Annotated in this window: 18 protein-coding genes; 11 read left to right on the top strand and 7 right to left on the bottom strand. The window is 49.7% G+C overall.

The window, feature by feature from the left end; all coding sequences use genetic code 11:
* Positions 1 to 4 precede the first annotated feature (4 nt).
* Positions 5 to 1051 carry a sporulation integral membrane protein YtvI gene (gene ytvI / locus EYB31_RS24080; RefSeq protein ID WP_131015981.1) on the top strand — a complete coding sequence of 349 codons (1047 nt, stop codon included), beginning with the start codon at positions 5 to 7 and terminating at the stop codon, positions 1049 to 1051.
* Positions 1052 to 1100: 49 nt separating this feature from the next.
* Here ytvI and EYB31_RS24075 read toward each other — a convergent pair whose 3' ends face one another.
* Complete coding sequence (locus EYB31_RS24075; RefSeq protein WP_131015980.1) at positions 1101 to 1784, bottom strand: C40 family peptidase; 684 nt, start codon at positions 1782 to 1784, stop codon at positions 1101 to 1103.
* Between the two features lie 142 nt (positions 1785 to 1926).
* Here EYB31_RS24075 and EYB31_RS24070 point away from each other — a divergent pair, with 142 nt between their 5' ends.
* The 4 genes from EYB31_RS24070 (at position 1927) to EYB31_RS24055 (ending at position 4529) form a co-directional block, all read left to right on the top strand.
* Positions 1927 to 3204: an ATP-binding protein gene (locus EYB31_RS24070; RefSeq protein ID WP_131015979.1), complete on the top strand. Its 1278-nt coding sequence runs from the start codon at positions 1927 to 1929 to the stop codon at positions 3202 to 3204.
* Between the two features lie 128 nt (positions 3205 to 3332).
* A complete protein-coding gene (locus EYB31_RS24065; protein ID WP_131016073.1) occupies positions 3333 to 3476 on the top strand; it encodes a spore coat associated protein CotJA in 144 nt (47 codons plus the stop codon).
* Between the two features lie 19 nt (positions 3477 to 3495).
* Entirely contained in the window at positions 3496 to 3759 is a 264-nt protein-coding gene (locus tag EYB31_RS24060; RefSeq protein WP_131015978.1) for a spore coat protein CotJB, read from the top strand.
* Between the two features lie 200 nt (positions 3760 to 3959).
* Positions 3960 to 4529, top strand: a complete 570-nt coding sequence (locus tag EYB31_RS24055) for a manganese catalase family protein (protein ID WP_131015977.1) — start codon at positions 3960 to 3962, stop codon at positions 4527 to 4529.
* 127 nt (positions 4530 to 4656) lie between these two features.
* Here the strand turns inward: EYB31_RS24055 and EYB31_RS24050 are convergent, their stop codons facing one another.
* The 5 genes from EYB31_RS24050 to EYB31_RS24030 form a co-directional block, all read right to left on the bottom strand.
* On the bottom strand, positions 4657 to 5787 hold the full coding sequence (locus EYB31_RS24050) for a YheC/YheD family endospore coat-associated protein (protein WP_131015976.1): 1131 nt from the start codon (positions 5785 to 5787) through the stop codon (positions 4657 to 4659).
* 59 nt (positions 5788 to 5846) lie between these two features.
* Positions 5847 to 6968 carry a YheC/YheD family endospore coat-associated protein gene (locus tag EYB31_RS24045; RefSeq protein WP_240762784.1) on the bottom strand — a complete coding sequence of 374 codons (1122 nt, stop codon included), beginning with the start codon at positions 6966 to 6968 and terminating at the stop codon, positions 5847 to 5849.
* A 111-nt stretch (positions 6969 to 7079) separates the two neighbouring features.
* Positions 7080 to 8447, bottom strand: a complete 1368-nt coding sequence (locus EYB31_RS24040) for a YheC/YheD family endospore coat-associated protein (RefSeq protein WP_131015974.1) — start codon at positions 8445 to 8447, stop codon at positions 7080 to 7082.
* A complete protein-coding gene (locus tag EYB31_RS24035; RefSeq protein ID WP_131015973.1) occupies positions 8444 to 9640 on the bottom strand; it encodes a YheC/YheD family endospore coat-associated protein in 1197 nt (398 codons plus the stop codon). The genes EYB31_RS24040 and EYB31_RS24035 overlap by 4 nt, the downstream gene beginning before the upstream one ends.
* 78 nt (positions 9641 to 9718) lie before the next feature.
* A complete protein-coding gene (locus EYB31_RS24030; protein ID WP_131015972.1) occupies positions 9719 to 11086 on the bottom strand; it encodes a YheC/YheD family endospore coat-associated protein in 1368 nt (455 codons plus the stop codon).
* Positions 11087 to 11342: 256 nt separating this feature from the next.
* On the opposite strand from EYB31_RS24030, the gene EYB31_RS24025 reads away from it, so the two are divergent.
* Entirely contained in the window at positions 11343 to 11699 is a 357-nt protein-coding gene (locus EYB31_RS24025; protein ID WP_131015971.1) for a hypothetical protein, read from the top strand.
* A gap of 73 nt (positions 11700 to 11772) precedes the next feature.
* Here EYB31_RS24025 and EYB31_RS24020 read toward each other — a convergent pair whose 3' ends face one another.
* On the bottom strand, positions 11773 to 12483 hold the full coding sequence (locus EYB31_RS24020) for a response regulator transcription factor (RefSeq protein ID WP_131015970.1): 711 nt from the start codon (positions 12481 to 12483) through the stop codon (positions 11773 to 11775).
* Between the two features lie 260 nt (positions 12484 to 12743).
* Between EYB31_RS24020 and EYB31_RS24015 the strand changes: the two genes are divergently transcribed.
* Genes EYB31_RS24015 through EYB31_RS23995 form a run of 5 tightly spaced genes read left to right on the top strand, consistent with a single transcriptional unit; the run spans position 12744 to position 22811 of the window.
* Positions 12744 to 14339, top strand: a complete 1596-nt coding sequence (locus EYB31_RS24015) for a methyl-accepting chemotaxis protein (RefSeq protein ID WP_131015969.1) — start codon at positions 12744 to 12746, stop codon at positions 14337 to 14339.
* 30 nt (positions 14340 to 14369) lie between these two features.
* Entirely contained in the window at positions 14370 to 14804 is a 435-nt protein-coding gene (locus EYB31_RS24010) for a chemotaxis protein CheW (RefSeq protein ID WP_131015968.1), read from the top strand.
* Positions 14797 to 17376: a chemotaxis protein CheW gene (locus EYB31_RS24005; RefSeq protein ID WP_131015967.1), complete on the top strand. Its 2580-nt coding sequence runs from the start codon at positions 14797 to 14799 to the stop codon at positions 17374 to 17376. Before EYB31_RS24010 ends, EYB31_RS24005 begins: the two co-directional genes overlap by 8 nt.
* Positions 17360 to 19558 (top strand): EAL domain-containing protein, encoded by a 2199-nt coding sequence (locus EYB31_RS24000; protein ID WP_165452582.1) that lies wholly within the window; start codon positions 17360 to 17362, stop codon positions 19556 to 19558. The genes EYB31_RS24005 and EYB31_RS24000 overlap by 17 nt, the downstream gene beginning before the upstream one ends.
* A gap of 49 nt (positions 19559 to 19607) precedes the next feature.
* Positions 19608 to 22811 carry a response regulator gene (locus tag EYB31_RS23995; RefSeq protein WP_165452581.1) on the top strand — a complete coding sequence of 1068 codons (3204 nt, stop codon included), beginning with the start codon at positions 19608 to 19610 and terminating at the stop codon, positions 22809 to 22811.
* Positions 22812 to 22821 lie beyond the last annotated feature (10 nt).

Here is a 22821-nt window from a genome sequence, read left to right as displayed (position 1 = left end):
CACGATGTCGCTTCGAATGATCGCCTTTATGGTGTTAGGACTTGTATTTTTGTACGGCCTGTTTACGATCGGCTTCCCATTTCTTCTTGCGCTGTTGACCGCTATTTTTCTGGAACGGCTGATCGGTTTATTGATGAAGTATTTAAGGGTCGGGCGTCTGACGGCAGCGGCGTTTGTCTGTACCTTTTTCACTACGGTGGCTTTGGGCCTCACGTATATTATCGGGTTTAAGATCGTCTCCGAAACGATTGAGTTCTGGAAGCGGGCGCCGGAATACTTAAACAACGCCAACGCTTATTTGCAGGATGCCGCCGACCAGACGCTCCTGTTCTATCAGTCGCTTCCCCCGGATATCGCCGACCAGCTTCAAGGCTGGCTGGAGACCGGCGTGAAAGGGCTGACGGACAATCTGAACCATATCGTGACGGCCATATCGGGTTATTTCCTGAATGTAGCCAAGACGATTCCAAGTTTATTCATATTTATGTTTGTGTATTTGATTGCGCTGTATTTGATGTGTTTTGGTCTTCCGCGCATATACGAAGCTTTCTTGAACTTATTTGATAAGCTGTCGCGTCCCAAAATCGTAACGGTAATGTCCGACTTGAAAAAAGCGCTGCTTGGTTTTCTGATGGCCCAAATCATTCTTGGCATGCTTACATATATTGTAGCTTTGAGCGGACTGCTCATATTGGGAGTCGATTATCCGCTTGCCGTCGCGCTGCTGCTTGTTGTAGTTGAAATATTGCCGGTGCTCGGAACAAGCGCGGTGCTTGTGCCTTGGGCGATCTATTGCTTTGTGACCGGCGACCCGCATCTGGGAATCGGATTGATCATACTGCTGCTGGTCATCGCCGTTTCCCGCCGTTTGCTGGAGCCCAAGGTCATTGGCGACGCTGTCGGCATCAATGCGCTGGCCACACTCATCAGCATGTATGTCGGGTTCGAGCTGATCGGCGTTATCGGCCTCATTCTCGGCCCGGTCGTGATTATCATTTATCAAGCGCTGCGCCGCGTAGGCATTTTACAATTTAATATCAAATTAGGCTAAAAAAGCAGGGGAACCATGGCGATCATGGACCTCTGCTTTTTCATTGCGTTTAATATATCCGTTTTGCTCCCAAATACCGTGGAGTCCAGTAGCTGTTGTTATCAAGCGATTGCACATAGATGCCCATGGAGCGGGTGGCCGAAATAAATTGCCCGCCTCCGACATAGATGCCGACATGATCGACAACGCCGGGCGTGCTGATGCTAAAGAAGACGAGGTCCCCCGTCTGCAGATTGGCGCGGCTGACTTCGCTGCCCATTTTGAACAGTTGGTCAGAGGAAGTGCGCTGCATCGCAACCCCATGGGTAGTGAACATGTAGTAGATAAATCCGGAGCAGTCGAAGCCCGTCTGAGGGCTCACGCCTCCCCATACATATGGCGTCTTCAGGTACTTATAGCTGTCCTGGACGATGCTTTTTTTGGTCAGCGCCCGCGCGATCGTGTCTTGCGTCTTCGCATCCGCTTCACCGGTTTCAGGCAGGCTGTACGCCTTCTGAAGCTGCTTGACGGCTTGTGCGGTGATCGATCCGAAATAACCGGTGATGTTCGGATATGTAAAATATTGAAGCAGCTTCAGATTAGTTTGAAGCTGGGTCACTTGACTACCCGACATACCTTGACTGAGGGAAGTGGAAGCCGCGGCGGCTTGTACCGTTTGCGAAAAAGGCAAGGCGGTTGCGCCGGCCGTCATCGCCGAGCAAATAACAACGGTCGTTAACATTTTTCTCAACATGATGCTAAAACTCCTTTCTTTGCAAAACGGAGCTTATTTTAGTGTGTAAGCCAAATATATAAGAAAATATAAATATCTTCATTGTATAAATATTGTAAAATAGAAATGAACTTCAATAATTTCAATTTACAAGGGTGCAAACATGCTGAATTACTATAAAGATTTTCTGCTGAATCTCTTCATTATTTTTATTCCGCTTGTCTTGTATCCCTACACATACAAGATGCATAAGAAGCCAAGCATCCACCGCTGGTTGATGTATGTTTATTTTACATTAACGCTTATTTTCAGTATGGCTTTTCCCGTGAATGTGAACGGGCTGATCTATGACATGCGTTCCGTTCTGCTAACCGTAGGTTCTGTATATGGTGGATTGCCTATATCCATATGGTTGTATGCGACGGTCATCGTATACCGTTTCATATTAGGGAGTCCAAACAACTTGATCTATGCGCTTTCGCTGCTTCCGACCCTTTTTATCATGTATGTCATCTTGAAAACATACGACAGGTTGACATTATACAAAAAAATCGCAGCGGCCATTGTGGCCTGCTCGCTTATTAAATGCATCACTTTTACGTTGTATTTGTCTCTTACCGATACTTTGAATCTTCTGTACGTGGGGTCGCTCAGCGTGCTGATGAGTTACGCCTTCCAGGCGGTTATTACTGGGATATACGTTTATTTGATTGAGCTGATCCGCAAATATTTTTACATGCAGGAAGAAATTGTGAAAAGCGAGAGGATTAAGGTGGTCAGCGAGATGGCCGCTTCCGTCGCCCATGAAATCAGGAATCCGCTCACGGTGGTCAGAGGTTTTATTCAACTGCTCGGTACTAGCGGAGCAGATGAGAAGCGGAAAGAGTTTTATCAAAAAATATGCCTCGAGGAATTGGACCGCGCCCAGCTCATTATTACGGATTATTTATCATTAGCCAAACCGGAACCGGATCTTATCGAACTGATCGATATGAAGGATGAAATGGTGTATGTCTCCAACGTGCTTTCCACGTACGCCCTTTATAATAATGTCCAAGTCCACGCTACCTCAAACGATAACGTCCCGGTTTATATCGCTGGAGACCGGTACAAGCTGCGCCAAGCGCTGGTGAATATCGGCAAAAATGCGATCGAAGCGATGTCGGGCGGGGGAGAACTGTCTTTTCAATTGCGGCAGCATACAGAAACGGCGGTTGTCACCGTCAGCGATACGGGCGTAGGTATGACGCCGGAGCAGCTTGGCCGACTGGGCTCGCCATATTTTTCGACGAAAAACAAAGGGACCGGACTAGGCACCATGGTATCGTTTAGCATTATCCGAAATATGGACGGAAAAATAGATATCCAAAGCGAGGTAGGTAAGGGAACCGTGTATTATATTGCGTTTCCTATCAAACATAAACCCGATAATATTTCCTAAATCGCTCATAATGGACATCCTCTCTTTCGTATAGATAGGAAAGAACGTGCAAAAGAGGAGGATGGCATGTGTACACCCAGGAAAAAGTGTATTACCCGTACATAAGTCCGCATGATCCCTGCCCCCAAATGACCGTAAAATTGTATTCCACTCCGCCGGAGCTGTACATCTCCTTCCAACCGCCGGGCCTGCCGCAATTTTCACCCCATGACGCCTTAAGATACGGAACGCTGTGGCCTGCCTTGTATAGTCCTTACGAGCCAAGAAAATAGCCAAGTGAAAGGAGGGCTAATGGTGCAAAATCAGCTATCCGAGGAGTACTATCATCTGCTTCATGAGCTGCAGGCCGTGGACTTTGTGCTTGTGGAGCTGACGCTGTATTTGGATACGCATCCGACCGATCAGGCCGCCATTCAGCAGTTTAATCAATTTGCGCAAAAGAGGCATCAGCTTGCATACCAGTACGAAGCGCAATTCGGACCGCTGCTGCAATTCCGCAGCTTCTCCAGGTACCCGTGGCAATGGGCGGAACCGCCGTGGCCGTGGCAGGTGTAAGGGAGCTTGGCAGCATGTTCGAGGATCCTTGCGCAGCGTGCTTTGCGAAAGCGGCAATCAATGCTCATGCTTACGATGTAAAGCTTTCCTTCGGAAAGCTTCAGCTTATGCTTACGATGTAAAGCTTTCCTTCGGAAAGCTTCAGCTTATGCTTACGATGTAAAGCTTTCCTTCGGAAAGCTTCTTAGGAGGACAAAGCCATGTGGATTTATGAAAAAAAATTGCAGTATCCGGTCAGGGTAGGCAAATGTGACCCGCGCATGGCTAAGCTGCTGCTGGAGCAGTACGGCGGAGCGGACGGAGAGCTGGCGGCGGCGCTGCGGTATTTGAATCAGCGCTATTCGATTCCGGATAAGGTGATTGGATTATTGACGGACATTGGAACGGAGGAATTTGCGCATCTGGAAATGATTGCGACGATGGTGTACAAATTAACGAAAGACGCGACCATCGAACAGCTTAAGGCTGCCGGTCTTGACGACCATTATGTGGCCCACGATCGTGCGCTTTTTTATCAGAGTGCATCGGGCGTTCCGTGGACGGCCACCTATATTCAAGCCAAGGGCGATCCGATTGCCGATCTTTACGAGGACATTGCGGCGGAGGAGAAGGCGCGCGCCACATACCAGTGGCTGATCGATATGACCGATGATGTCGATATTCAAGACGGGTTGCGATTTTTAAGGGAGAGGGAGGTTGTGCATTCGCTTCGCTTCCGCGAGGCGGTTGAAATTCTCAAATCGGAGCAAGGCGTCAAAAAGGTTTTTTAAGCCGGCGGAACCTCCTGCTACTCCCCAACAAAGGCGCAAAAAGCAGCTCATTCGCACAAAAAAAGGACCGCCAGGAATGATTTTCCCTGACGGTTTTTAGTATGGGCCGCTTTTGCTTAAGACCCCGTTATTGCGCCTTTTCTTTCTCGCTGTCGCGTTTGGCGGATTTGTTTTGCTTAGACAGCCACAATGCAAATTCGAGCGGCCGGGCAATCGCTTTGCGGTAAGTCGACTGCTCGCCGATTTTATAAAACACTTCCCGCGACGGCTTTGGGTTGACTTCCAGCAGCCATACATGCCCGCTTGGATCAACGGCCAGATCGATACCTGCCTCGCAGAAGGTGCCAAAATGTTTTTCCAAGTGTTCGACGGTATCGATGCCAAGCTGATAAGCTTCGGATTTAATTTTCTCGACCTTCTGGAGGTTCGTGAATCGGGATTTCAGCAGCTTCTCCATGGGGACGGCACTGCCTCCTCCATGGAGATTTGAAGTGACGGATTTGGAGGGGCCGATCCGCCCGGCACAGCCGGTGATCTCCCAATCGCCTCCGCCGTTTCGCTGAACGAGCATGCGAAAATCATGAACGCGCCCGTCTTTCAGCGTCAGAGGAATGCCCTGCTGCACCAGATAGCGGTCTTTTTGCGGCCAGCCGGCAATCACCTTAGGAATTTGCCGTTCGGTTACGCGGCGTGGCGAAAGGATGCGGCGATAGTAGTCGCGCCCCTGGATCATAAATGTTTTGCCGTCCAGACTTTCCACACGTACGATGCCTCTGCCGCCCGTTCCATTGATCGGTTTCATGAAAACGACGCGGTGATCTTTCAGAATGCGCCTCAAATCTTTCGGTTCTTTGTAGCGCTGCGTTTGCGGCAGATGCGGCCTTACTTTATCGTTCTCCGATAAGATCTGATGAAGCCGCCATTTGTTGCCCAAGGGCCGGCTTAAATAATGAAACTTATGGCGGTTGCGGAATTGTGTAAGCTTACGGTACGTTTGGATTCCATGATACCTGCATCTATCGTAGACGATTCGGGGCAAGGGGACCCACTTGCGTTTCCATCCCCTTGAACTCGTATCGTAATATTGCGCATGGACCATATTTTTCGCTTCATCGACATCATCGGGAGTAAATACGACCGATTCGATGCCGAGCCGGTTGCCCTGAATGCATAACTTGCGGAAATAAGATCTTTCTTCCAGCCGATTGTCGCTTAAATAAATAGCTAATATGCCAAGCCTTAACTGAGGCAAGGACATCACCCGCTTATTTTAAATAATGCAAACTGCAATATATTTTTACGTTTGCCTGGTTACATTCATATTTTAATTGCCGCCAAAATTTTCTGGGTTAGGGCATTTGGTTTGCGGCTCCGCAAATTCACTGTTTTTTTTCGGGCTGCGGCGGTTTCTGGGGACCGTTTTGCTTTTTTATTGCCTGATAAGAACAGTGAATACCGAATTAAATTTTGTAGTGATCTTTTACGGATATGTGGTTCATCGAACTTCATTGGTTTGGCATTAGCCTCAAAAAACCATATATTGCCCGAGGTATCGACACCTAGGTCCATGGACATTTCACCGATGGTCTGCCCCGAAGCCTTCTCGATTTGTTTGGCGAGAATGATGGCCGTTTGCTTCGTCTGTTTAATAATTTTCCTGCTGCCTCCCAGGCCAAATGTGGCGGAAAGCAGCTTTAGCGGATTGTCGATGGAGCCGCCCCGCGGAACGTGGGTTGTAATACTCCGCTTCCCGGCCAGCCGCGCGCCGACCCCGGCTACGCTCCATTCGCCCTTGGCGTTCTTCTGGATCAACGCCCGGAGATCAAAGGGCCGCTGCTTATAATGGGCTAACTGGATGGCCTGCTGCATAATATAATCTTTCCCGCTCGACATTTCGCGGATTTGCGACCACAGCTGCTGTACGGAGGAGTGCCTGGAGATGTGGCTCCGCGTTTTTTCCTGAATGGAAAGCTGGTATTCTCCGGTTTGGTTTTTCCCGTTCCGGTACGATACCTTCATGATGCCTTTCCCGGCTTTGCCGCGTACCGGCTTTAAATAAAGCGATTTGTGCTTCTGCAGCATTTTTTCCAATTCGTCGCTGTTTGTTAATTTCTGCGTGACCGGGACGATTGCTTTGGTATCCTTTGACTTGCTGAGCCATTCGAACAACGTCCATTTATTGTAAAAGGCCGGGTTAAAAAAATGAATTTTCCCATGCTTTAGGCACGACTGAATCGTCTGCTGCACTTCGGGCAGCAGCTCGAATTTTCGGAACGGAATCCGGTTGTAAACCACATTGGGGAGCGGCACCAGACCCTTTTTCCACTTTTTGTGCACTTCGTCATAGGTGTACCCGACAATTTGCGAACCGGAGAGCTTGAGTTCGTCTGTCGTTGTTACATAGACGTCGACCCCATGGTCTTCCCCCGTCTTGATCAAATCTACGAAATTTTTCCTATTGCCTCTAAAAATTCTTTTGCCATCGTCATAAGTGAGAATGGCAAGTGTTGTTTTTTGCTTTTTTTCTTTTTCATGAAGAGAGGCGTCCACTCAAGCTTCCCTCCTCGGACGAAATCGGCTTAAATATTGGCAGTATTCGAAAATATGGTTCACTGTCGCTTTCCCCTGGCCTTTCAATGCAGGATGCTTGAAGATGGAGCGTCCAGGTTTGGAATTCGCTTCGAACATCCAAATTTTTTCGTTTTGGTCGATGCCGATGTCGAAGCCAAGTTCGCCTAACATATGGCGGTGCTTCTTCTCAAGCGATTCGGCTAACTTAATCGCTGTTTCTTTAGCAGTATCGAGCACTTGGTCGCCGCGGCTGCCGAATATTTGCTTGAGCACCTGCTCGGGCGTCATTAATTGCCCGCCGGTCCGCACGTGTGTGGTCACGCTGCCTTTTCCGGCTTTTTTCGCCCCAATTCCGGCGACAACCCATTGGTTGTTAATATTTTTGGTCAAGTGGAAACGGAAGTCAATCGGGCAGCTGTCGATCTCAATCAGCCGGATACCTTGCTGTGCGACGTAGTGGTTTAATCTTCCTTTTTGACGGTTGAGCAGATTCATCAAACCTTCGAATTTATTGAAGCGGAGCAGCACGTTTTTGCCGCTGCGGCGGAACCTTGCATAGTATCCCCGTTTGGCGTTGTAAGTTACGCGGTATATGCCGATACCAAGAGATCCGCCTGTCGGTTTCAAATAAATGAATTTGTGCTTATCCAGCATATCTTTAATTTGCGATGAGGTCGGATTGATGTGCGATTCGGGCACATGCTTGAACGCATCAGTGCCTTCCAGCAGGTTGTAAACATCCCATTTTTCAAAGAAACTCCAGTTAAACAGCGAAATCCCACGGCGCAGGAAGCGTTGTTTGAAGCTGTCCATGGAAGCCATTTTTTCGGCTTTCCGGCTGGGCAGCCGGTTGTAAATGACGTCGGGCAGCGGTACCGTTTTGCGCGTCCAGCCGCCTTCCTTGCGCAGGAAATAACCGACAACGGTTTCTTGCGACCAATTTACGCTTTGCGGTGAAAATGCAAACATGAACGAGCGGTCCGTTCCTGCGCTGATATAGGAGCGAATCAGCTCCGTACGCGATCCGAAGGGACGCGTGCCGCTTCCGGTTACCCCTGTCATGATGCCGATAAGCGGTCCGAACTGAATGTCCCTGCCGTTATTGCACATGACCATGCAGGAACTGTTTTGCGGGATTTTAATGGCATTTGCGAGCGTGCTCGGAAAGTAGGCATGTTTACCGTCTTTTTTCAATATTTTAAGCTGCGCGTTGGTGTGCTTGATACCGAGCTTTAAAGTGACGGATTTGGCTTTACCGAGTCGTAGCGCTCTTGCGAGCTCGCTTGTGACATAAATAGCTCTTTCCGGACGCTGCGTCACATGTACGGTGCAGGTTGTCAAACTCATGATTGTCCTCCTATAGCTTTCCTTTCGGAAAAAGCTGGCCTTGTAAGGATGTAATGGGCTTTCCTGGCAGAAAAGCCCTCTTCGTAGTGATTCAATAAAAATGCGGCATAACGAATCGGATTGTTAAGTGAACGGTACCGAACTTTATCTTGCTGCAATCTGGCGAAAACGGAACGTCCTGGTTTGGAGTTCACTTCGAGGATCCACACGCGGCCGTCTTTGTCAACGCCCAGATCGAGCCCCAGCTCGGCAAGCCGGCCATGGTGCCGCTCCAGCGTTTCCGGCAGCAGATGCGAAAGGTGCTCCAACTCGGCGGTGATCGCCGCTGACCGCTCTTCGCCAAACTGTCCGGCGAGAAAGGCTCTTATTTCCGCGGCTTCCCCTCCGCCATGCAAATTGGAGGTGATGCTTCCCCGCTGTCCGCAGCGCACGGCCATCCCTGTCAGCCGCCAACGGCCGGTGCCGTCTTTTTGCATCAGCGATCTTACGTCGTAGGCATCGCCGCGCTCTGTCGTCAGCGTCAAGTAACGTTGTATTAAATAGCTGCGGCCGGAAATCAACGAATCAAGCCAGCGCTTAAAAGTAGGAAAACGCTCGAATACGCGTTCTACAGTATGGTTAAGGCGGTCACGCCCCCTGACGAAGTATCGTCCGGATTGCGGATTGTGCCGCACGTGTAAAATTCCTTTGCCATGAGAGCCCTTCTGCGGCTTCAGAATCGCCTCGGTATGCCGGGCGAACCAGCCGGAAAGCGAGCGGATACCATCATAAGGCAATGTTTCCGGCAAATAAGCGCTAAGCTCGGGTTCGGCGAGCAGCATCTGATGCACATCCCATTTGCCCTTAAGACGGTGACCTAATAAACGAACACGTTTTCCATCCGACAAATGACCGATTTGTTCCTTGTACTCCTGATATTGCCTGCGGTTTGTAAAGAAGCACCGGTCGTAGACCAGCTCCGGCAGCGGAAAACGGGCTTTGTGCCAGGCATTTTCCGTCTCGTTAAAGGTGAACCCAGTAACAGCTTGCTGTTCCCAGTCCAAGGAACGGGGATGAAAAACAAACACATGTAGTCCGGTTTTGGCCCCAAGCAAGATGAGCTGGCGGTAGAAGCTCTGATTCATAAATGGAATGGTTCCCGGTACAAGCGAAGTCATAATGCCGATATAACGTTTTTGTCGTAAGCCTGACATGTCGTTCCCCTCCTCTTCCTTTAAAACGCCAAGCTGGTCAAAACTTCAGCTTTCACTTCCGTTTGTTGACGGGGTGAGTTAAAATTTTGCAAGAGATCGGGCGTATTGCACCATTTTCCTGACAGAAGGGCGAACTTTCTTATCAACGGACAACTGCGAGTTATCGTCTTTGGACGGCTTGGAATTAACCTCCAGGAGCCACACTCTGCCGCTTGTATCCATAGCCAGATCGACTCCGAGTTCGGCAAAATGCCCGTCGATTTGCGTTTCCACGCCTTTGGCGATCTGCAGCGAAGCGCGCTGCAGCTTGAGCAGCGCCCCTGCTTTATTGGCCGAATTTGAACGCGAAACGGCGTCTTTCACCGTAGTAAGGGAGCCGCCCCGGGCCAGGTTGGATACGAAGTGATGGTTTCCCGCGATCCGTCCTACGATCGAAGTGACTCCCCACTGTCCGGTTTCGCCCCGCTGCACTAACGCGCGGAAGTCGACGGGTCTGCCGGCGACGGAAATCAGGTCCAGGCCCTGCTGAATCTGAAAGCGCTGGGTTTTGATTTTTCCCGATAAAGCGGAAAACAGCTGGGTGAATCCGGGATAGGATTGTTTGCGGACACCGTTGATGCTTGTTAAATGGCAAATGTAACTGCCGTCGCTCTGGCGTTTGATCCGAATAATGCCTTTGCCGAGACTCCCGGTGATCGGCTTGAGAAATACGGTCGCGTATTTCGAACACATGGATTTCAAGGTTTGCGAATTTTTCAGCAAGTGGGACTCGGGAAGATATACTTGTATGGAAGATTCTTTTTTGAGCGCATCGAATACTTCGTTTTTATTTAAGTATTTTTCGTTAAAAATACTGGTACGATGATGCGTTTTGGCATACTGCATAAACTGCTGAACGACCGGGCGGTTTTCATACCGGCGCGAGGTAAGCCGATTGTAAATGACGTGAGGAACCGGGAAGGTGCTTTTTGTCCAGCGGCTTGAGAACGTATACCCTTTCACGGTGTCGCTGTGTGAGGTAATGTCGTCAGGCGTAAAAAAGTAAACAAACGCCCCATGCGCTTCGCATGCATCGGTCATTTCGCGGCAAAACGATGTAATCGTGCCAAAGGGGCGATCCGGCGATCCGGGGATCACGCGGCTCACCATTACCCCGATTAAGGGACCGATATGGATAGTGCGGGCTGCGGGTTTATACTGGAAGCAAACCTGTCTGCCGCTCGAAAGCCCCAATTTGGAAGCAAGGGACTCACTCATGCGGATGGCGGAAGGGTGCGAGATGGAAGCTACCTTTACGTCATGTTTGGCCGAGCCGAATTTTAAGCTTAATGTTTGGCCTGCAGGAACTTTCCACTTTTTGATAATGGCTTCCCCAAGCAAAACGACTCGTTCATCTGCAAAGATGCGGGAATTTTGCACATGTACATTAATTTTCGTTCTTTTCATGACTTGAACCCCTTCCAGCACCGGCTTTCTTCTTGCAATGAAAGGCGGTCCTGTAAATTCACAGAATTTACAGTTATCCCGTGGTGCCTCCACGGGCATAAGCGTCTAACTGCTTTATCATATGAGGGCGTTTATACCTTGGTGAAAAAAAACTGTGCAATCGCCTTCGGTCGGCAGGCGCTGCCCGGTGATGTTATTATGTAAAACCCCGATCGCTGTATGCTATAATAAATGATATGTGTAGGGGAGGGCGGACATGGAGGATTTGTTAAAACAAATTTTAGCCGCAATGCATGGGCTGAAAGCGGACATGGAGGAAGTAAGGCAGGATGTATCCGCGCTGAAAGCGGACATGGAGGAAGTGAAGCAGGACGTATCCGCGCTGAAGCAGGACGTATCGTTGTTGCAGGACGGTCAGCGCCGGCTTGAACAAAAGGTTGATGATATTCACCAGTCGGTGGTGCGCATCGAAGAAGGACAACCGCTCGATATTTACGCAATGCTGCAAGGCGTTGACCGGAAGCTGGTCAATAAAGATTCGGAAATTTCCGTGTTAAACAAACGTGTATTCCGTGTTGAGACGGAACTGGAATTGATGGCTTCAAAGCAATAAAAAGAAGCGAGGGACTGCCGCAGCTTAGCCGGCGATTCCTCGCTTCTTTTATTTTTTATGTAGGAAGGTGCAATCAGGTGGAAGGTACTATGTACTTGTAGCCGAAACCCCATACCGTTTTGATGTGCTGCGGATCTTTCGGGTTGGTTTCGATTTTTTTGCGTAAATTCGTAATGTGTACGTCAATCGCGCGATAATTGACGTAGGAATCGAATCCTCTCACTGCATTAATAATTTCATCCCGGCTGTATACTCTGCCTGGCGATTGGTAAAGCAAACGCATAATCTCAAATTCGGAGAATGTCACATCCACGGATTCGCCCCTTACAACCAGTCTTCGTTGATCGTAATCCAGACGAATGTCGGAGGACGGTTCTAACGTTTCGGGGGTTGGAATCGGCTCGGAGTATAAAGCGCTTCCTTGCGGGACGCGACGTAAAATCGCATAAATCCTCGCTTTCAGTTCCTGCATGCTGAACGGCTTGCACATGTAATCGTCGGCGCCAAGCGTCAGTGCCTGAATCCGGTCGGAAACCGAATTTTTGGAGGAAGTTATGATGATAGGCGCTTGTGTGAGCAGGCGGATTTGCGAGCATAACACCATGCCTTCAGCGTCCGGCAGCACAAGATCGAGCAAGATCAAGTCGGGGTTAAACTGGTGAATATCCGAAAGACCTTCTTGCCCGTCAATAGCCCTCTTAACGTCAAAGGCTTCCTCCGACAAATACATACACAGCATTTCTCCAACGATATCGTCGTCCTCGATTAATAATATCTTCGTCATGCATTGGTTCCCCCTGGCGTCGAGCTAACAATATGTGGTCAACATTTGGTAAAGTTTCCAAATGTTTTTTTAACATTTACTGATAATTTCATTATATTTTGTCGATAAAATGTTGTCTATATGGTGAAATAGGTTTTAATTACTAATTGTATTAAAAAAAAATTAAGAAAGTGTTAGTTTGATAAGATAAATTACCGCAAACATTTTCTTGAAAAGTATAAACAACTGGAAACTATGATCATATTAAAATCACTTATCAAATGGGAGAGTTGATCGTTGCTATGAAATTATCGATCCGTACAAAATTGTTCGGCAGTTTCCTTATCGTTGTCATCTTATTGATTGGAGTGAGTATCTTTGCTCTTACACGAATGAGCGGTTTACAGCAAACTGCGGTCAACATCCAGTCCAATTGGATTCCTAGCATTATGAAAATAGCAGCGATGAAAGATAGCGTAATCGATATGAGATTGTCAATTTATCAAGTGCTGATTTACCCGGAGGATGCGGTCAAAATCAGCCAATCGGAGGACAAATTCAAGGCGGTCCAGGTCCAATTGCAGAAGCAATTAAAAGAATATGAAGCACTTCTTAATTCTCCGGAAGAAAAAGCCATTTTCGCCAGCGTAGAAAAATCATCGGTTGAATATACGAAACAGGGCCAAATTTTAATAGATGCCATCAAACAAAAAAATAAAGAAAAAACAAGCGACAGCATGACGCAGCTGTCTGCAACCGCAGCGGACGTAATGGCTTTGCTGCAGAAATGGACGGAATACAACCTGAACGGCGCCAAAACCGATGCCGATCGCACGGTGACTACCAATCAAACAGGACAAATCATCGTATTTATCGTAGCTGCGATCGCGGTCATTATAGCCATCGGGCTCGCTATCGTCATTTCTCAATCGCTGCTGAAAAGCTTGCGGGCGATCGCAGCCGTCGCAGCCAAAGCCAGTCAAGGGGATTTGCGCGAACAAGCTAAACTATATGGCAAAGACGAACTGACGGAACTCGGGATCGCTTTTAATCAGATGATTGAGAACTTGCGCAAAATTATCGGTGAAGTAGCAATCAGCTCGCATAGCGTGGCGGCGGCTGCGGAACAAATCTCCGCTTCGACGCAGGAAATTGCATCGGGCAATGCGCTGCAATCACAATCTACGCAAGATGTGCACGAAATGTTCATGGAGTTTACGAGAGCGACAAGCGCTATCGCGCGTAATGCCGAAGCCGCAGCGGAGCTTTCACGTTCGGCCAGCCATAGCGCGGAAGAGGGGACCGAAGCGGTTCAAGAATCGATTCGCAATATGGATCATTTGTCGAGACAGACTTCTTTGCTTGAGCAAGATTCCGGTAAAATCGGAGAGATTATCGTTGTGATTGACGAGATCGCCGATCAAACGAACTTGCTTGCGCTGAATGCGGCCATTGAAGCGGCCCGGGCCGGAGAGCAAGGCAGGGGGTTTGCCGTAGTGGCCGATGAAGTTCGGAAGCTGGCGGAACGCAGCGGCGAGGCGACAAAGCAGATCGCTTCTATTATTAGAGGAATGCAGCACAATATGCAGCAAAGCGTGTCAGCCGTAGGGGAAGCCGCGGCCATCTCAGTAAAGACGGAGCAGGTGTTCAAAAGCATTGTGCAAACGATAAGCGCAACCACCGAACAAGTGTCGGAAATTGCTGCCGCCAGCGAAGAACAGTCCGCGCAAGCCGGAGAAGTCATGCAGTCCGTTCAATCGATCGCTGCAGTCAGCGAACAAGCCGCGGCTGCGGCTGAAGAAACGGCCAGTTCCTCGCAATCGCTGGCCAAGCTTGCCGATGACTTGAACCATTCCGTCAGCAAGTTCACTGTTTAGGCTTGAGGAGATGGGAGGCGGCAAAGAAGCATGGAACCGTCACAATATATTGAGATCGGACTGAACGACGAGAAATATGCGTTGCCCATTGGGGATATTCAGGAAATCATTCGCCTGCAGACGGTGACTGAAATTCCGAACAGCGAACCGGAGCTCGTTGGTGTCATTAATTTAAGAGGGAAAATCGTTCCCGTGATGAACTTGAGCAAGCGGTTTTTGGCTGCCTCGCGCGATACGACGGCTTTAAGCCGGATCGTCATCGTACAGTCATTGGGATCGGTGGTCGGATTGCTTGTAGATCGGGTGTTCAGCGTCATTTCATTTCCGGAAATCGGTCCGCCGCCGCACAGATCCAAGCTGTCGGACCGCGGTTATATTGGAGGCATTGGCCGTTCGGGCGACGAATGGGTTTGCATTTTGAAACTGGAGAACGTGTTGCATCAAGGAGGGATTAGCGTTGATTGAGCATATGGTCTCCCCTTATATGAATGTGTTTCTGGACGAACTGGAGGAGCAACTGCAAGTGTTGGACGAGCAACTGCTTGCGCTGGAGCGGGAGGGCAGCGATCCGACCATTATCCAGACGATGTTTCGGGCTGCGCATACGCTAAAAGGCTCCTCGGCGGCCATGGGTTTTGAACAGATGAAAGAACTCACACATTCGGTTGAAAGCGCATTTGATCTGCTGCGCAGCGGAGCTATGCAGCTCCGCCCGGGTGTTGTCGATACATTGTTTCGGTGTGTAGACTACTTAAAGCAGCAAAGAGAACATTTTTTCAACGGGCTGTATGAAGAATTGCCGGTACATCAGCTTATGGATGAGCTCCATTTACATTGCCGGAGCAAGCTCGGGGCAGCGGAGCTTGAGCCGCCTGGCTCAACGAAGTCGGGGCCGAATTGGACAGAGCCGGTCTATCAGGAGGAAGAGGCGGCGCTTATTGCTAGTTATGCGGATCAAGGCGGGATGGTGCATAACGTGCAGTTTTCGCTTCATGCGGAAACCGATATGCCTGCCGCCAGAGCGCTGTTGATATATGAGGCATTAAAAGAGCTTGGGCAGGTACTCGCCTGCTCGCCTACACCGGAAGAGCTGAAAATGGATTTGACCTGCCCGGACGTATTTTCCTGCGCGTTGAGTCTGGACGTGGGCGTGGAGCAGGAGACGGTTCGCCATAAGTTGGCCGGTTATACAGAATTGGAGCATATGAATATCCGAGAGCTGACCGGCGACCGGCGAACACCGGCGATTGCCGGGAATATAGAGGCGGCTGCGCTTACCTCATCGGAGGCCCGTAAAGATGAGCAGGCCAGAGAAACGGCGGGTTCGGAAACGAAAGCGCGCGGCAGCCAAACGGTGAGAGTGGACGTTCAGCGGATTGAACATCTTATTAATCTTGTGGGAGAACTCATCATTGACCAAACCCGGCTGCAGGAAGCAGGAAAGCAACTGCGGGCCCGTTTCAAAGGTGAAAGCGAGATTGCGCTGCTGGAGGATATTACCCATCACATTTCCCGGGTGATCGCCGAACTTCAAGAAGGCATGATGAAAACCCGGATGCTGCCCATCGAGCAATTATTCGATCGTTTCCCCCGGCTGGTGCGGGATTTGGCACAGCGTTCCGGCAAGGAGATCGAGCTGATAATTGAAGGCAAAGAGACTGAGCTCGACCGTACGTTAATTGAAGAAATCAGCGATCCGTTAATTCATATGCTGCGCAACGCTGCAGACCATGGTCTTGAATCTCCGGAGGAAAGAGAAAAGCTGGGCAAGCCGCGCAAAGGACAAATCGTGCTGAAGGCGACTCATCAAGAAGAATCGATAGTCATTACGATCGCCGATGACGGACGGGGTATCGATCCGCAGAAAAGCTGCCGGAAAGCAATCGAGAAAGGTTTCATTACGAAAGAAGAAGCGGCGAAAATGACGGATAAGGAGCGGCTCTCGCTTATTTTTCTGTCCGGTGTATCGACCGCCGAGCAAATATCCGACATTTCCGGGCGCGGCGTTGGCATGGATATCGTGCGCTCACGTATCGAAAAGCTGAACGGTCTGATCGACATCGATACGACGGTTGGCGGGGGCACGGTTTTTACGATCAAGCTGCCGCTAACGCTGGCGATCATCCGCTCGCTGCTTGTTCAATTGGGTGACAGCACCTATGCTCTCCCGATGGTCAACGTCATTGAAATTATGCGGCTAAAACAGGAGGAAATCGCCACTGTCCACGGACAGGAAGTATGCACCGTCCGCGGGGAAATATGGCCTCTCGTTCGTTTGAACCGGCTGTTGAACACGTCTCAATCGGCAGACGGCGGCACCGCAAGATCAGGCCGTCTGTATGCGGTAATGATCGGTATGGCCGAAAAACGGCTTTGCCTGCTTGTCGACCGGCCTCTGGCGATTCAGGAAATCGTGATGAAATCGCTGGGCGATTACGGCAAAAAAGCCGATTTCATTTCCGGCTCCACCATTCTCGGCGACGGCAGCGTAGCGCTCATACTGGATGTCAATTCTATCGTCACCCGGACGGGAGCGGTACGGCATGCCGATAGGACGGCCCGTGAAGCGGAGAAACATGACAGACACAATGAATGGAAGGCCGTCACGTTCTCGATTGGATCAGAAACCTACGCGCTGGATATTTCCAGCGTGAAAGAAATTATCCCTACCCCGGCCGTCTCGAAAATAACGGCGGCAGGAGGCAGCGTTCCGGGCTGGATACAGCTGCGCGGCGATTTGCTACCGGTTTACGAGTTAAACCGCCGAATGGCGGCACATGACATCGCTCCGCCCGGAGCGGGGTACATTATGGTCATTGAAGGAAATAACGGGGATATCGGCGTGCGGGTGGACCGTGTGCTGGAAGTCAGAACGATTTCGGAAGAAGCGGTCGAAGCGCCGCCGGAATCGGTTACCCGAGCCGCCGGGGGAGGCATCGTCAGCGGCATATGCAAATTGAACGGGGAAACAGTCATCTTGCTCGACATCGATCATGTTAAGAAAGAAGTGTGCGGAGAACATGGATCTGGAGTCTGATAATAAAGGCAAATACGGTGTGCTTATCGTTGACGATTCGATCTTGATGAGGCAAATGACAGCAGGTTTGTTTCATCAGGATCCGCAGTTTTATATTGCCGGCACGGCAAGCAATGGGCTCGAGGCGATTGAGCTCGCAGGAGATTTGCGCCTTGACCTGATCGTAATGGATGTGGAAATGCCGGAAATGGACGGCATTTCCGCTCTTAAACAAATTATGGCCCGTTATCCGGTTCCAGTCATCATGCTCAGCAGTTACACGGGCGATGGCGCTCCCCAAACGATACAAGCAATGAAAGCGGGAGCGATCGATTACTTTCATAAAGACATGTTGTTTCAAGATCATCCGGATCCTATGCTGGAGCGGGATTTTCTGTTGCGCTGCAAGCTGGCTGTAAGCAGCAGAACGCCTTCCTCTGGGGGGGCTGGCTTCAACAGCTTTAAGGAGCTGACGATTAAGGTGCTGATGGAGTCCATCACCCATTGCATGAAGCTGGAAGATGATCTGCGTGCGACGCATACGGAACTTAAGAAAACGTTGTTCCAGCAAAAGGGTCTGGTGCTCAAGTTCAAGTTGAACTGCGGCAAATTTATCCACTCCATGTGCGAAGGCGATATGTTCGGCATCACTTCCGCCCAGGTGGTGGGCAAGGAACTGATCGATTTTTTCCCGGAGCCGCTGGTCACTGCCCATCTTCACCATTATGGAAAGGCATGGGGCGGAGACAACCTCACCAATTTCGAATCAACGTGGCGCGGCAGACACTTTTATACCACCTTGCGTCCGTTGTGGCGTCAAGGGGAGGTTTCCGAGGTCGTATGCCTGATTATGGACATTACAGAGCAGCGCCAGACGGAAGAGAGAATACACTATTTATCGAACCACGACCATTTGACAAGCTTGCCTAACCGCAAGTTTCTTTCTGTCATCTTGAATGAAGTGACTCAGCGGTCGGCTGCGGACTCAACTTCTTTTGCGGTATTTTGTGTCGGGCTCGATCATTTCAAACTGATTAACGAAGGCATGGGTTACGAAACGGGCGACTACATCTTAAGAGTCATGGCCAAAAGACTGAAGCGCTGCACCGTGGAAGAAACTACGATCGCACGTGTGGGCGGCGACACCTTTGTATTTGTGGTTACCGGTGTTAACCCTCAGGATATGGTCAAGACGGCGGAGCAAATTATTCACACCGTGCGGCAGCCGATCAAGCTGGAAGGTTATGAACTGCATATGACGTCAAGCGTTGGTATCAGCCATTATCCCTTTGATGCCAATGATGCCGACAATTTGCTGAAATGCGCCGATATGGCGATGCATGCAGCTAAAGACCACGGACGGAACCATTATGAATTTTACAGCTCGTCTTTAAACGAGCGGCTACATCGCCGGATGAAAATCGAGCAGCATCTTCGCAAAGCGATCGAGTACAATGAGTTTGTGCTTTATTACCAGCCCATTGTTGATGCGGCGACCCGGCGGATCGTCAGCATGGAAAGCTTAATCCGGTGGGACAGCCAGGAACTTGGGCGCGTCCCTCCGGTGGAATTTATCCCTATTGCCGAGGAAACCGGTATTATTCAAAAAATCGGGGAATGGGTGCTCGCTGAAGCATGCAGGCAAAATAAAGCATGGCAATCCGCTGGATTGTCCCCCATTACGGTAACGGTCAATTTGTCCTCCAAGCAGTTTTACGATCCGCATTTGAAAGAGCTAATTATGCGGATTTTGCATGAAACGGGGCTTGCTTCGGAATGTCTGGAGCTCGAGATTACGGAAAGCACAACGATGGATGTAGGCATGGCGATGGATACGCTTCGCGGATTGAAGGAACTGGGTCTGAAAATTGCGATCGACGATTTCGGCACCGGCTACAGCTCTTTTAGTTATTTGAAGGAATTCCCCATTGACAAGCTGAAGATCGACCAATCTTTCGTCAAAGATATTCACCTTAACCCGGTGAACGCCGCGATCGTTGATACGATTGTGACGATGACCCGCCATCTCAAACTTCAGGTCGTTGCAGAGGGCGTTGAGAACGAGGAGGTTTTGGATACTTTGGAGCGGTGCGGCTGCGGGCTGGTCCAAGGGTATTTGTTCAGCATGCCTGTTGACGGAGAAAAAGCCAAACATCTCATTTTATCGCATGAGCTTGATGACAAGGCTGTACTTTCGTCGTAAGATGAAAGTACGGCTTTTTTTAGTAAAAACATGGAAGGTGATTTCTCTGTTGCATGATTTAATTTTAAATTTTGCCGTTTTGGCTGTTTTTGTTTTATTCGTGGAGCAGTTTTTTATTATTACCAAATTGGAAAAACCTACGCTGCTGTACAAAATATATGTCGGAGCGATCCATGGTGTGCTGGGGACGGTGCTCATTTACCTTGGTGTCGAACTGACCGAGCAGGTGCATTTGAATTTTCGCGGGGTCGCTTTGCTCTTATCCGGTTTTTTGGGCGGTACCGTATCGATTGTCATTTCAGGTGTGATTATACTGATCTCCCGGGTATTTATCGAAGGCAGCGCCGGGAATACGGTACAAATTGCCGTCTCGTTGATTAGCATGTTGGGAACCGCTTTCATTTTTGCCAAAACACCCAATTACTTTTTAAAATGGTTGCTCAGCTCGGCGTTTATTTTGCTGTCTTATTATTCAATGGTTATTTATTATTACCCGATTTCGTGGGAAGCGTTGGCGCCGTATCTCCTGTATCAAGCCTTCTGCATTATGTTCGTATCCTTATTCCTGCTGTATTTGCTGCGAACCCGCAAGTATAAACATATGGTCGGCAAAATGGAGCGAGATATGATCGAGATGCTGCGCATGCAGCCGGGTTTCACTTTTATGATCAACAAACATGACGAAAAGTTCGAATATGTGCTGATCGAAGGGAAGCTGCTGGAAAAGTTCGGCACGAACCCCAAACATTATATCGGCAAACCGATTGGGGCGGAGAGCACCCGATGGGATGATCCCGAGCTGATGCTGCAGAAGTATGCGCTTGTTTGGCAAGGGGAAACGGTTACTTTTGAAACAAGTTACGTCGGAGCGAGTATGCTGGTTACGCTGCATCCGGTGTACTCCGATCGGGAAGTGACCGGCATCATCGGATCTGCTATGGATGTGACGGACTACAGATCGGCGGAAAGGAAAATCCGCGAGAACGAAGAAAGATACCGGATACTGGTAGAAAATTCACAGGATCTGATCGTCAGCTTTGATGCGGACGGCACTGTCGCTTCGGTGAATCAAAGCTTATGCCGCACCTTCGGATTTGATCGGGAGGAGCTGATGGGAAAGCGGCTGGCGGATATTTTCGGCGAGGAAGATGCGAGACGATGGGATGAAATGTTCGAGCAAACGGTCCTGCAAAATACGATGCAAAAATTCGAGTTGTCCATGACGTTATCCGATCAGCGCGAATGCGATTATGTCGTCAGTCTGTCGCCTTTTCACGACTCGAATAAAGAAATTGCCGGAGTAACCGGAACTCTTCACGATATCACCGATTTGAAAAAACGCAAAGAAGCCGTTGAAGCGAATTTGGCGAAAAGTCAATTTTTAGCCCGAATGAGCCACGAGATTCGCACCCCGCTGAATGGCATCATCGGATTGTCGCTGCTGATGAGCAAGACCGAAATCTCCGATGTGCAGCGCGGTTATTTGGACCGAATCTCTTCTTCCTCCAAATCGCTGCTGAGCACGATCAACGATATTCTGGATTTCTCCAAGATCGAAGCGGGGAAAATCGTATTGGAGGAAGTGCCGTTTGATCTGGAAGACATGCTGCGCAGGCTGACCGATACGTTAAGTGTGGTGGCGGGGAAAAAGCAAATCGAGATCATTATCGATACCTCGGACGATCTTCCCGCGGAATTTATCGGGGACCCGTTCCGCCTGGAGCAGGTGCTGTTGAATTTATGCAACAATGCAATCAAGTTTACCGATCGCGGACATGTTTACATAGAGGCCCGGATGGACCGGATGGAACAAGGTTTTGCCGATATCCATTTTTGCATTACCGATACGGGCATCGGCATCTCGCCGGAGCAGCAGGCCAGATTGTTTTCCCCGTTCTCTCAAGCCGATATTTCCACAAGCCGGAGATTCGGGGGGACAGGGCTGGGGCTTGTCATTTGCCAGCACCTCTTGCAGTCCATGGGGGGCGTTCTCCATGTTGAAAGCAAGCTTGCCCGAGGCAGCAAGTTTTCATTCACTTTGCGGCTGGCGGTATCGCCCTCGGCGATCGTCCGACCGGCGGTGCTTGGCATGTCCGGGCAAAAAGCGCTTGTCGCCGAGGATCATCCTTTGATGCGGCACAACATCGCCGGCATCTTGGCGTCGCTGCAAATCCAAGTGGAAACCGTCGCTTCGTATTCCGAGCTCATCAGGCGGCTTGAGCCTGCTGTAGACGGTCTTCACGACCGGTTTGATTATGTGCTGATGGATATGGAAATGGAAGATATGAACGGCATGGAATCATGGCTTGGCCTGCTGCGGAAGCTGGATCGGAATACGACCAGGGTCATCTCTTTGACGACGGTATTCGGACATGAAGAAATGGTTAAGCTGCCCTCAGATTTGAGAGCGGAGGCCGTTCTTGTCAAGCCGATAAGCCGCTTAAGCTTATTCCAAGCGTTCCAGGCTATGGTGCATCCGTTGGAGTGGTCCGAAGCCGTGGAGGACGCCTCTTCCGAAATTGCCGCAGGTCATGAAATGGAGCTTAAGGGCAGCATTTTGGTGGCGGAAGACAATGAAATCAATGCAATCGTGATCTCCCAGCTTCTGCAAAGATTGGGTTACGCGGTCACCGTCGCGGAGAATGGCCATGAGGCATTGGATTGGATGCACAGATCAGCTTGGCAATTCGTCTTTATGGATCTGCATATGCCGGGAATGGACGGATATGAAACGACCAGGAAAATTCGTGAAAATAACCGGTTTAACCATATTCCGGTGATTGCCTTAACCGCTGATGCAATGAAAGAAGCACGTGAGAAGTGCCTTAAAGTGGGCATGAACGATATATTGACGAAACCGGTGGATGAAGAGCGCCTGACGGAAATATTGGATAAGTGGATGGCTTACCGGTGTATGGAGCATATCGCCGGACTCGATGTGCAACGCGCCTTAAAGCAGCTTGATGGTAAAGTGCATATTTTCCAATATGTGCTTAGAAAGTTTGACGAGCAATACAGGGAATTTGCCGAAAAGGTAGAAAGCGCCGCAGAGCGGGGCGAACATGCAATGACACGGAGATTGGCGCATACGCTTAAGGGAGTAGCGGCCAACCTTGCGGCAGAACGCCTGCTAAGCGCTGTGGTCGAATTGGAGGCCGCATTGGAAGAAGGGCGGGCCTGGAAAGTGCAGCTGGATGCCGTGCAAGCGGAAATCAACCGGATAACCGGCTCTATATTTGCATTGAAGATTTAGAAGAAACGCA

Source organism: Paenibacillus thalictri, assembly GCF_004307995.1.
In the GTDB taxonomy this organism is placed as follows: domain Bacteria; phylum Bacillota; class Bacilli; order Paenibacillales; family NBRC-103111; genus Paenibacillus_AF; species Paenibacillus_AF thalictri.
Note: the sequence above shows the minus strand (reverse complement) of the source record. Positions and strands in the feature narration are given on the sequence as shown.

What these genes read in the sequence shown, in the direction of transcription:
- ytvI (WP_131015981.1), top strand. Translation starts at nt 5, where the DNA reads ATGTCGCTTCGAATGATCGCCTTTATGGTGTTAGGACTTGTATTTTTG.
- EYB31_RS24075 (WP_131015980.1), bottom strand. Translation starts at nt 1,784, where the DNA reads ATGTTGAGAAAAATGTTAACGACCGTTGTTATTTGCTCGGCGATGACG.
- EYB31_RS24070 (WP_131015979.1), top strand. Translation starts at nt 1,927, where the DNA reads ATGCTGAATTACTATAAAGATTTTCTGCTGAATCTCTTCATTATTTTT.
- EYB31_RS24065 (WP_131016073.1), top strand. Translation starts at nt 3,333, where the DNA reads ATGACCGTAAAATTGTATTCCACTCCGCCGGAGCTGTACATCTCCTTC.
- EYB31_RS24060 (WP_131015978.1), top strand. Translation starts at nt 3,496, where the DNA reads ATGGTGCAAAATCAGCTATCCGAGGAGTACTATCATCTGCTTCATGAG.
- EYB31_RS24055 (WP_131015977.1), top strand. Translation starts at nt 3,960, where the DNA reads ATGTGGATTTATGAAAAAAAATTGCAGTATCCGGTCAGGGTAGGCAAA.
- EYB31_RS24050 (WP_131015976.1), bottom strand. Translation starts at nt 5,787, where the DNA reads ATGTCCTTGCCTCAGTTAAGGCTTGGCATATTAGCTATTTATTTAAGC.
- EYB31_RS24040 (WP_131015974.1), bottom strand. Translation starts at nt 8,447, where the DNA reads ATGAGTTTGACAACCTGCACCGTACATGTGACGCAGCGTCCGGAAAGA.
- EYB31_RS24035 (WP_131015973.1), bottom strand. Translation starts at nt 9,640, where the DNA reads ATGTCAGGCTTACGACAAAAACGTTATATCGGCATTATGACTTCGCTT.
- EYB31_RS24030 (WP_131015972.1), bottom strand. Translation starts at nt 11,086, where the DNA reads ATGAAAAGAACGAAAATTAATGTACATGTGCAAAATTCCCGCATCTTT.
- EYB31_RS24025 (WP_131015971.1), top strand. Translation starts at nt 11,343, where the DNA reads ATGGAGGATTTGTTAAAACAAATTTTAGCCGCAATGCATGGGCTGAAA.
- EYB31_RS24020 (WP_131015970.1), bottom strand. Translation starts at nt 12,483, where the DNA reads ATGACGAAGATATTATTAATCGAGGACGACGATATCGTTGGAGAAATG.
- EYB31_RS24015 (WP_131015969.1), top strand. Translation starts at nt 12,744, where the DNA reads ATGGGAGAGTTGATCGTTGCTATGAAATTATCGATCCGTACAAAATTG.
- EYB31_RS24010 (WP_131015968.1), top strand. Translation starts at nt 14,370, where the DNA reads ATGGAACCGTCACAATATATTGAGATCGGACTGAACGACGAGAAATAT.
- EYB31_RS24000 (WP_165452582.1), top strand. Translation starts at nt 17,360, where the DNA reads ATGGATCTGGAGTCTGATAATAAAGGCAAATACGGTGTGCTTATCGTT.